The organism is Meiothermus hypogaeus, from assembly GCF_003574035.1.
Lineage (GTDB): Bacteria > Deinococcota > Deinococci > Deinococcales > Thermaceae > Meiothermus > Meiothermus hypogaeus.
On record NZ_QWKY01000009.1, the window covers coordinates 61,894 to 70,853 of the forward strand.

Annotated in this window: 8 protein-coding genes; 5 read left to right on the forward strand and 3 right to left on the reverse strand. The window is 60.9% G+C overall.

Translation table 11 applies throughout. The features are described 5' to 3' along the window. Positions 1–12: 12 nt before the first annotated feature. The 3 genes from Mhypo_RS04020 to ispF all read right to left on the reverse strand — a co-directional run bounded on the left by Mhypo_RS04020 (position 13) and on the right by ispF (position 3,653). Positions 13–2,334 (reverse strand): right-handed parallel beta-helix repeat-containing protein, encoded by a 2,322-nt coding sequence (locus tag Mhypo_RS04020; protein WP_119340017.1) that lies wholly within the window; start codon positions 2,332–2,334, stop codon positions 13–15. Between the two features lie 77 nt (positions 2,335–2,411). Beyond that, positions 2,412–3,035: a trimeric intracellular cation channel family protein gene (locus tag Mhypo_RS04025; RefSeq protein ID WP_119340018.1), complete on the reverse strand. Its 624-nt coding sequence runs from the start codon at positions 3,033–3,035 to the stop codon at positions 2,412–2,414. 132 nt (positions 3,036–3,167) lie between these two features. Next, positions 3,168–3,653 (reverse strand): 2-C-methyl-D-erythritol 2,4-cyclodiphosphate synthase, encoded by a 486-nt coding sequence (gene ispF / locus Mhypo_RS04030; protein ID WP_119340029.1) that lies wholly within the window; start codon positions 3,651–3,653, stop codon positions 3,168–3,170. 230 nt (positions 3,654–3,883) lie between these two features. Here ispF and Mhypo_RS04035 point away from each other — a divergent pair, with 230 nt between their 5' ends. From Mhypo_RS04035 to Mhypo_RS04055, 5 genes are all read left to right on the forward strand, one after another. Beyond that, positions 3,884–4,444, forward strand: coding sequence for an HD domain-containing protein (locus Mhypo_RS04035; RefSeq protein WP_119340019.1), 561 nt, complete (start codon positions 3,884–3,886; stop codon positions 4,442–4,444). 36 nt (positions 4,445–4,480) lie between these two features. After that, on the forward strand, positions 4,481–6,382 hold the full coding sequence (locus Mhypo_RS04040) for a DUF2207 family protein (protein WP_119340020.1): 1,902 nt from the start codon (positions 4,481–4,483) through the stop codon (positions 6,380–6,382). A gap of 20 nt (positions 6,383–6,402) precedes the next feature. Beyond that, complete coding sequence (locus Mhypo_RS04045; RefSeq protein WP_119340021.1) at positions 6,403–6,945, forward strand: LemA family protein; 543 nt, start codon at positions 6,403–6,405, stop codon at positions 6,943–6,945. A gap of 38 nt (positions 6,946–6,983) precedes the next feature. After that, a complete protein-coding gene (locus tag Mhypo_RS04050; RefSeq protein WP_119340022.1) occupies positions 6,984–7,619 on the forward strand; it encodes a hypothetical protein in 636 nt (211 codons plus the stop codon). A gap of 341 nt (positions 7,620–7,960) precedes the next feature. Then, positions 7,961–8,836 (forward strand): SDR family oxidoreductase, encoded by an 876-nt coding sequence (locus tag Mhypo_RS04055; RefSeq protein WP_119340023.1) that lies wholly within the window; start codon positions 7,961–7,963, stop codon positions 8,834–8,836. Positions 8,837–8,960: the final 124 nt, after the last annotated feature.

Consider the following 8,960-nt stretch of genomic DNA (forward strand, 5'->3'; position numbering starts at 1 on the left):
CTGAATGCCCTGCTATTCCCTTTGCACCTCGGCAGCATTCCCAGAAAAGGTGTTGGACCCCAGCTCGGCCTGGGCAAAACGGGAGATGCGTACAGCAGCACCCTTATTGGCGGTAATCTGGTTGCCTTCCAACCGAACCCTGGCCCTGTCCTGTACCTCGAGGCCGTGTAACCCGTTCTCGGCCAAGATATTCCCCTGCAGTACCGCTTCACTGAGGCTGCGAACGACAATGCCACAGAGGGCGTTGCGCAGAATTTGATTGGCCTCGAGCAACGGACTGGCCCGGTGATCCACCACAATTCCGTGGGTCTGGTTGGCCTCGAGGATGTTGGCCCTGGCGCTGCCCGAAGACTGCTCCAGGTAGACCAAACCGGCCATATTGCTGTTCCGCACAGTGTTCTTCTCCAGGGTGGGCTTGCTACGTCCCAGCAGAGCAATTCCGTACATCCCACTCCGCTCGATGGTGTTATCATTGGCGCTTCCGCCAGCCTCATCGGTATAGACCAGCCCGTACTCAGGATGGTCCAAGAGGCGGTTTTCGCTCAACACGGGCTGAGCCCACTGGCTTAGCAGAATGCCCGAGGGGCTGTTCTTCTCCAGCAGGTTCTGGCGGGCCTCCCCCCCGGCACGCTCGAGATACCACAGGCCGCCACGTCCGTTCTCCCGTACAGTATTGCTCTCCAGCAGCAGATTGCTCTCACCCATCAGCACAATACCCTGTAAGCTCTGCCCTTCCACCGTGTTGCCGGTTAGGGTTCCGCTGGTTTTACTACGAAAGACCATTCCAGCTCCCTGATTTGTGCGAATCTGATTACTTCGCAGGTGGATGTTGGCCTGGCCCAGGGCCAGCAAACCCCCTTCAGAATTCGCTTCCAGCAGGCTATTCTCCATTTCAAACTCGGCCTGCCCCGAAATTAACAAACCGGAACCCTGGTTATCTCGAGCCGTCAGGTTCGCGGCGCTCACCCGGGCGTTCTCATCGGCTTCCAGACCGCTGCCTTTATTGGCTCGCAAAACCACATCCTTTAGCACCCCCTGGCTTTGCCCGTACAACAAAAGCCCCGCACTTTCGTTGGCCTCGAGGGTCGCCTGCTCGAGCACGAGCTGGGCTTCCCCGGCGGCCTCGATGCCGCGCAACTGGTTCTGGCTCACCTGCCCGCTTCGCAGGGTCAGCTTGCTGCTGCCAGAAACAAAAATGCCCACCCCCAGTCCGGCTTCCTGGCGGCTGGTGCGGCCTCCGCGCACGGTGATGCTGGATAGCTCGAGCTCGCCCCGTCGTACCTGTACCACGTCCGAGGCGGCCTGCCCGCGGTACACGATGGAAAGGTTTCGCACGCTCAGCTTGCCCCGGCCTACATAGCGCAGCACGAACCCCCCCGCCGAAGAAACCAGGCGGGTCTGCTCGCGCCCCTGCCCCACCAGGGTCACGCTGTTGGCGACCTCGAGGCCCCTGGGCAACACATACTCCCCTGCCGCCAGCGTAACGGTGCTGCCCTCGGGGGCCCGGGCCAGGATGGAGGTCAGATCGGCACCCGGTCTGGGACTTGGGGTGAAGGGCTGGCCCAGGAACTGCAAATTTCCACGTCGGTTGCCCGAAAAACTGTTCTGTTTGAGCGTAGGGTTGGCTGTGGCCTCCACATAGATACCCCACAGGCGGTTGGCGCGCAGGGTGTTGCCCTCGATGAGGGGCCGGGCCTGCCCGGCCACGTAGATACCGTGCGCGTTGTTGCCTTCGATGGTGTTGCCCCGCACCTCGCCCCGGGCCTCGTCGTAGAAGGCTACCCCTGCGTCGCGGTTGCCGCGCACCACACTGCCTTGCAACCAGACCTGGGCCTCTTCGCTCACATCCACCCCATGCAGTTCGTTGTTCAGAAACTCGCTGCTGCGCAGGGTGGCTCGAGCGCGGCCACGCACCCAGATTCCGTCGCCGCCCTGGCCCGATTCGAGCTCGAGCTTGCCCCCCTGGAAGCGGCTTTTCTCGAAGACGGCCTCGCCACCGCCCACCACCACCACATTGGCAATCCGCGAGCCAAAGTGTTCGAAGCTGATGCCAATTGCATTGAAACGACCTCGCACATTGATGGAAAGCACAAAATTGGGCGCATCGGAGCGAATACGGGTTTTGTCCCGTCCCTCGCCTTGTAGCGTGAGGGGCTTGTTAATCTCCAGCCCGCGCGCCAACCGATATTCCGCAGCCTCGAGGCGCAACACTGAGCCCGCCGGAGCCTCGGCTACGGCTTTGGACAGGTCGGCTCCCCTGGGCACCACAATAGGATTACCCTGGCCCCAAGCCAGCGGCATCAAGCACAGGGCAATACACAATAAATCACGCATTAGCCCAATCTATCACTCTGGTCAAAACCCAGGCAAAGTGCCTATCCTCTCAGGGGGCAAACGCCATCAGGGGGGCCTCAATCCCTGGGGGTAGGAAGGCGCAAGCCCAGCCAGCGGCTCGAGAGTCGCAGCGCAATGGTCACCAGGGCCCCCAGCACCACCGCCAGGGTCGAGTAGGCGGGCAAAAAGGTGTAAATCAGAAAAACCACCGCCGCACCCCCGCTGGCTGCCGAGGCGTAAAGGTCGCGGTTGCGATAAAAAATGCCGGGGATTTCCCCAGCCAGCACGTCGCGCAGAACCCCACCCCCCACACCCGAGACCGTTCCCACAAACACACACCCCCAGAAGCCCAGCCCAAAGGCCAACGCCCGCTCTGCCCCCAGCGCAGCAAAGAGCCCCAGCCCGAGGGTGTCAAAGTAGTAGATGGGGCGCTCGAGGCGGCCCAGCCTGCGATAAAACCGCCACACCAAAAGCGCGAGCAGAAACACCAGCCACAGCACCGCCTCGTTTCGCAGCGACCCGGCAGGCAGTGACCCCACCAGCACATCCCGGATGGCCCCCCCGCCGATTGCAGTGACACCGGTCAGAACAATAATACCTACCAGGTCGAAGCGCTTTTGTACGGCTACCAGCGCCCCCGAGACCCCAAAGGCCAGCAGGCCCATCCAGGCCAGTAAGTCGAGCAGTTGCCAGTGTTGCATAAATCCTGAGGGTCTCTCCTGTTGATTCCGGTTACTCGTGCTAGATTGCTGATCGAAGCACCGAACGCTCAAGACCGTTAGCCAAAGTGATTGCGTTTTCTGGCATGCGACTAATGCCCTTTCTAAGAGGGTCTATCCCTTGTCCCCCTGCCTGTCCGGGATGGGCTCGAGGTAGACCATGGCCCGGCACTGCACGTGATCGGGGGCCAGCCCCTCGGAGGTTTTGAAGGTGAGGCCTACGCGTTTTTCGGGCAGACCGCATAGCAAGGCCAGGTTTTGCTGGATGGCTGCGCGGGAAGGCCCCAACTTGGGGCGGTCGAGCATCACCACCGCCACAAGCTGACCCGGTCGGTAACCGTTATCACGTACCTTTTGCAGCACCACCTCGAGGATCACCCGGCTTTCCAGGCCCTTCCATTTAGGGTCATTGTCGGGAAAGTAACTACCGATATCGCCCAGCGCAAAAGCGGAAAGCAAGGCATCGGACAGTGCGTGTAAGATAACGTCGCCATCGGAGTGGGCAATAGCGCCCCGGTCGCTCTCTACGTGAACCCCCCCCAGCCACAGCTCGTGTCCCTGGCCCAGGCGGTGCGAATCCTCCCCGTAGCCAATTAGCAGTTGCGCAGTCGTAGATTTCTCTGCCACGCACTTATCCTAACTATTTTGTGCCCAAAGCCCAAAGCCGAAGGCTCAAAGTATTTTCGCGCTGCCCACGTGATGCGACTCGAGACCCGTGACAGGTCGCCGAGTGAGGGGGCTGCAACCTATGCTTCCAAACAAATGATAAGAACCTGACCAGGGCACTCGACCCTCGACGCTAGACCCTCGACCCCTTTTAGAATGGGCTCATGGCGATATACATGGTTTATGAGGATGCACTGGCCCTGATGAAGCGCTTTACCCCCTCGGAAAGTTTGCAAAAGCACATGATGGCCGTAGAGACCGCCATGCGGGCCTATGCACGAAAATACGGCGAACCCGAAGAAAAATGGGCCATTACTGCCATCCTGCACGATTTCGACTACGAAAAAGCCCCCGAGACCCACCCCTTCAAGGGCGTGGAGATGCTGCGCGAGATGGGCTACCCGGAGGATGTCCTCGAGGCCATCCTGGGCCATGTAGACGTACCCGAGCACCCCCGTCGCTCCCTCATGGCCAAGGTGTTGTTTGCTGTGGACGAGCTGGTGGGCCTGATTACGGCGGCGGTCTACGTGCGGCCCGACAAGAGCATCCACAGCCTGGAACTGAGCAGTCTTAAGAAAAAGTTCAAGGACAAAGCCTTTGCCGCCAGGGTAGACCGCGAGGGTATTGTGCGGGGAGCCGAGGAGCTGGGGGTAGACCTCGATGAGCACATGGCCTTTGTGCTCGAGGCCATGAAGGCCGATGCTCAGCGGCTGGGGCTGGGATGAACCCCATCCGGTTTTCCTCTGGGGTAGTCTGGTAGGGTGAACCTACTTCGCTGGGGGTTGGGAGCGCTGGCCCTTTTGGGGCTGGCCTGGGGCAAGAGCTATTCCCTCGAGCGGGTCGAACAGGACGTATACCTGCAGGCCGATGGGCGGGTGCGGGTGGTGGATGTGCGTACCTGGCGCTTCGAGGGCGCCTTCCGCGAGGTTTTCCTGGAGATTGACCCCCGCCGGGGGGGCCAGGTGCGCTTTGAGGAAGCCAGCGCCCTCGACGATGGACGGCCAATCCGCTACGAAGTGCAGGGCAACCGCATCAGCATCACCGCCGGCCCTCCCGACCGCTCGGGCAACCTGCCGGTGCTGGCCGAGAACCAGAACCGCACATTTCGCATCAGCTACACCCTCACGGGCGAAATTACGGTAGCCAGCGATGCCGCCCTCTTCGACCGGCAAGTCTTGGAGCCCGAACACACAGCCGTGGATACCTATGTACTGCGTATCCATGCCCCGCAGGCCGTGCCGGAACGGTTCCGGGTGTTCATCTTTACCGGGCGGGGGCGGATTGGAACCCTCGAGTTCGACCCGGCCAAACGCTTCGCCACGGTGCAGATAGCCCCCGTCAGCCAGAACGAGTTCGTGCGCTCGAGGGTGATCCTGGACGCCCGGGCCTTCAGTTTCCGCAGCCTGAACGAGCCCCGCTTCGAGCAGTGGCTCAAGGAGACCGAGGAGGAAACCCGCGCCTTTCGGGAGCGCTCTCGCCAGCTGATCGAAAACCAGCAGGTGCCCGGCTGGGCCTGGGCACTGGCCGCAGGGCCGCTGGGGTTGCTTTTGCTGTTGTTTGGCTTTTTTGTCCGAGCCTACCAGCGCTATGGCCGTGAACCCCGCACCGAAGAGGTGGGCCGCTACTACCGCGAACCCGCCGAGGAAATCCCGCCAGGGATGGTGCCCTATGTGATGAGCCAGGGCGACCCCGGTCAGTCCATGCTGGGCCGGATGATCTCGGCCACCCTGCTCGATTTTGCCCGGCGGGGCTCGGTGGAGCTCATCCGCCACGAAAACCCGGGCTTGTTTGGGCTCTTTGGTGGAAGCGAGACCCATTTCAAACTGGTGGCCCCACCCGAAAACGCCACCGATCTGGAAACGGAGGTCTGGAACCTGCTGCGGGCCGCCGCAGGTAAGGATGGGGTGGTGCGGCCGGACGAGCTCAAAAAATATTTCGAGCAGCACCCTAGCCTGCTCAGCAGCATGAGCCGCCGCCCGAGGGCCATCTACGAGGCGGCCCACGGCAAGCTGCTCGACGAGAAAAGTGGGCGGGCTGCGGCCCACTGGGGGGGGTGGTTGGTGGGGCTGGGCTTTTTATTCTTGTTGCTGTCCCTCATTCTGGGGCCTATCCTACTGGACCAACTGGGTGGGGCGGTTTGGGTAGGCGTTCTGATGGCCAGCGGGGTATTGAGCGGTATTGGCTTGATGGTCATGGGCTTTCTGGCCTTCAACGTACTGGCCCGCTGGGTGCCGGACAAGCTCCTCAACGCCCGGCGCTGGCAGGCCTACCGCAACTTCCTGGCCGACTTCTCCCAGATGGAATCGGCCCCGCCCGAGCACTTCAAGATGTGGGATTACCACTTTATCTATGCCGCTGCTTTGGGCGTGGCCGAGCGCTACTTACGGAACCTGCGCCGGATTGCCCAGCAGCGACCCGAAGTAATGACCGCACCGCGCTGGATTCCTGGGTCATCCCTGGGCCAGACCGGGCAGGTCATGGCATCCAGTAGCGACATGCTGGAACAAATCAGTCGGATGACCGGGGGCCTCGAGCAGATTACCCGCAACCTGGAGAGCCTCGAGCGGGCCCTCAAACCCTCTTCCAGTGGCTCCGGTGGGGGTTTTGGGGGCAGCTCGAGCGGGAGCTCCTCCGGCGGCGGTGGTTCTAGCGGAGCCCGATAATGGACAAGGAGGCATAAGGTATGGAGATTCTGTTGATTCTAGTTCTGCTGCTGGTAGCCCTTTTCGTCTTTTACTACAACCGCATCATCACCCTGGAAAACCGGGTCAACAACGCGCTTTCTCAGGTAGACGTGCAGCTCAAACGGCGCAACGACCTGATCCCCAACCTGGTCAATACCGTCAAGGGCTACGCCGCGCACGAAACCGGGGTCTTCGACCGCGTGACCCAGGCCCGCGAGCGGATGCTCTCCGCCGGTAGCATCGAGGAAAAGTCGGCAGCTTCTAACCAGCTCACCCAGGCCTTGCGCAGCGTATTTGCCATCGCCGAAGCCTACCCAGCGCTTAAGGCCGACGCCAACTTCCGCGAGTTGCAGGGGCAGCTCGAGGAAACTGAAAACAAAATCGCCTATTCCCGCCAGTTCTTCAACGACACCGTACTGGACTTCAACAACACCGTCACCACCATCCCCGGTGTCTTTATCGCCCAGCCAATGGGTAAGAGGCCAAAACCCTTCTTCGAGACCGATGAAGCCACCCGCCAGGTTCCTAACGTGAATTTCTAGTGCAGCATTTCTCGCAACCGCCGCGATGGGCCTTGGGTATGTTACTCCTGGCCCTCGGGGTTCTGCTTTCAGCCTGCTTCGAGGCCAATCTGCAGCTGGAGGTCAGGCCGAGCGGCAGCGTGACCCAGACCCTGACCCTGACCCAGCCCCAGGAAGTGCTCAACGGGGAATTATTTTCTGACTTTATCAAGCATCTCCAGTCCCAGGGCTGGCAGGTCAGGCGCGAAGAGATTCAGACCATCGCCACTCGCACCCTGGAGAACGTCCACGATACCGGTCTCGGTACGGGGGCCTTCCTGGAAGAACGTTTCAGGCTCACCCGCAGGGGTTGGTTGATGGAAAGCTACCTGTTGGAGGCAAGTCTCGGCCAGCCCAACCCCATTTTTTCTGGTCTGCTTCCAGCCAGCCAGATCCTCTCGCTCTTTACCCGTGATCTGCAGCCGAAGCTCTCACTTTCACTCCTAACCCCGCTCACCGCCAGTCAGCATAACGCCGATAAAGTCGAGGGCCGCCGCTACACCTGGCAGATACGGCTGGATCGGGCCAACCACTACCACATCGAGTATCGTGTGTTGCGCTGGGATCGGGTCGCTGCCATTATGCTTGGAGTGGGGTTGCTGGTGCTGGGCGGTCGCTTTTGGTACGCCAGAAGGCGGTCTCGAAAGCTGCTGTAGTAGCAGCTCGGACACCTCATACCAACTTTACCTGTAGAGTTAGCTTTGAGGGTCATCCCAAGCCCCCTCAACCGGCGACACCCCAGGTGCAGTCAATTGCGTTTGCGTAACTTTTTGTAAATAGCGTGGTCGGGGTGTCGCCACCTTCTCCCACCAGGGGAGAAGGTAAGGGGTTTACATGGATTTGGTATTAGAAGTCCTTTGTCCCAGACAGAACAGTTGCCGCCCATCCGGCGGCAACGTCTGTGAAGGGCACGATAATGTAGTGTGCAGGACGTTTGGTCGCCTTGGTGCTTCCTATATCACTTGCTCACGTTGTACAGTGACACAGACGGTGAAATATGTTTGAACCAGGGTTGTTGAAGGACAAGGTGGTACTGGTCACGGGGGGCGGCACAGGTCTGGGTCGCTCGATGAGCACACGTTTTCTGGAGTTGGGGGCCAGGGTGGCCATTACCAGCCGCCGGGCCGAGACCATTGCCCAGGCCGCGCAAGAGATGATGCAACAGACCGGGGGCGAGGTTTTCGCAACACCCGTAGACGTGCGTGACCCGGAAGCAGTGAAAGCCATGGTAGACGCGGTAGAGGCGCATTTTGGCCGGATTGATGTGCTCCTGAACAACGCGGCGGGCAACTTCATCTCGCCTACTGAGCGGCTCTCGTACCGGGCCTTCGATGCGGTCCTAAATATTGTGCTGCACGGAACGGTGTACTGCACCCTCGAGGTCGGCAAGCGCTGGATTGCCCGGGGCCAGAAAGGCACCATGCTCAACATTGCCACCACCTATGCCCAGTCCGGCTCGGGGTATGTGGTGCCCTCGGCCACCGCCAAGGCGGGCGTCGTGACCCTCACCAGGTCGCTGGCGGCGGAGTGGGGCAAATACGGCATCCGCCTCAACGCGATTGCACCAGGGCCTTTCCCCACCGAAGGGGCCTGGACGCGCCTGATGCCCACTCCGGAAATTGCCCGGATGTTTGAAAAAAAGATTCCCCTGGGGCGAGTAGGCCAGCACATCGAGCTGGCCAACCTGGCTGCCTACCTCATCTCCGACTATGCTGGCTTCATCACCGGCGACGTGATTACCATAGACGGGGGCGAGACGGTCTGGAACGCCGGCGAATTCAACGTGCTGGACGCAGTGACCCAGGAACAGTGGGATCAGCTCGAGGCCCTTCGTAAAACCGACATTCCGCACCATTCTTATTCCAGGAGGTAATATCGCTCCACCCCCAGCAGACGGGCTGCCGTCTCGTGATGGGGTGTCAGGTTGAGCACCCGGGGCCTGCCCTCCAGCACCACCAGACGCACCCACAGGAAAAGCTGGAACACCCAGCGTAGGG

Excerpts from the sequence above, each read along its gene's own strand:
- Mhypo_RS04020 (WP_119340017.1), bottom strand. The coding sequence starts at position 2,334 with ATGCGTGATTTATTGTGTATTGCCCTGTGCTTGATGCCGCTGGCTTGG.
- Mhypo_RS04025 (WP_119340018.1), bottom strand. The coding sequence starts at position 3,035 with ATGCAACACTGGCAACTGCTCGACTTACTGGCCTGGATGGGCCTGCTG.
- Mhypo_RS04055 (WP_119340023.1), top strand. The coding sequence starts at position 7,961 with ATGTTTGAACCAGGGTTGTTGAAGGACAAGGTGGTACTGGTCACGGGG.
- Mhypo_RS04050 (WP_119340022.1), top strand. The coding sequence starts at position 6,984 with ATGTTACTCCTGGCCCTCGGGGTTCTGCTTTCAGCCTGCTTCGAGGCC.
- Mhypo_RS04035 (WP_119340019.1), top strand. The coding sequence starts at position 3,884 with ATGGCGATATACATGGTTTATGAGGATGCACTGGCCCTGATGAAGCGC.
- Mhypo_RS04045 (WP_119340021.1), top strand. The coding sequence starts at position 6,403 with ATGGAGATTCTGTTGATTCTAGTTCTGCTGCTGGTAGCCCTTTTCGTC.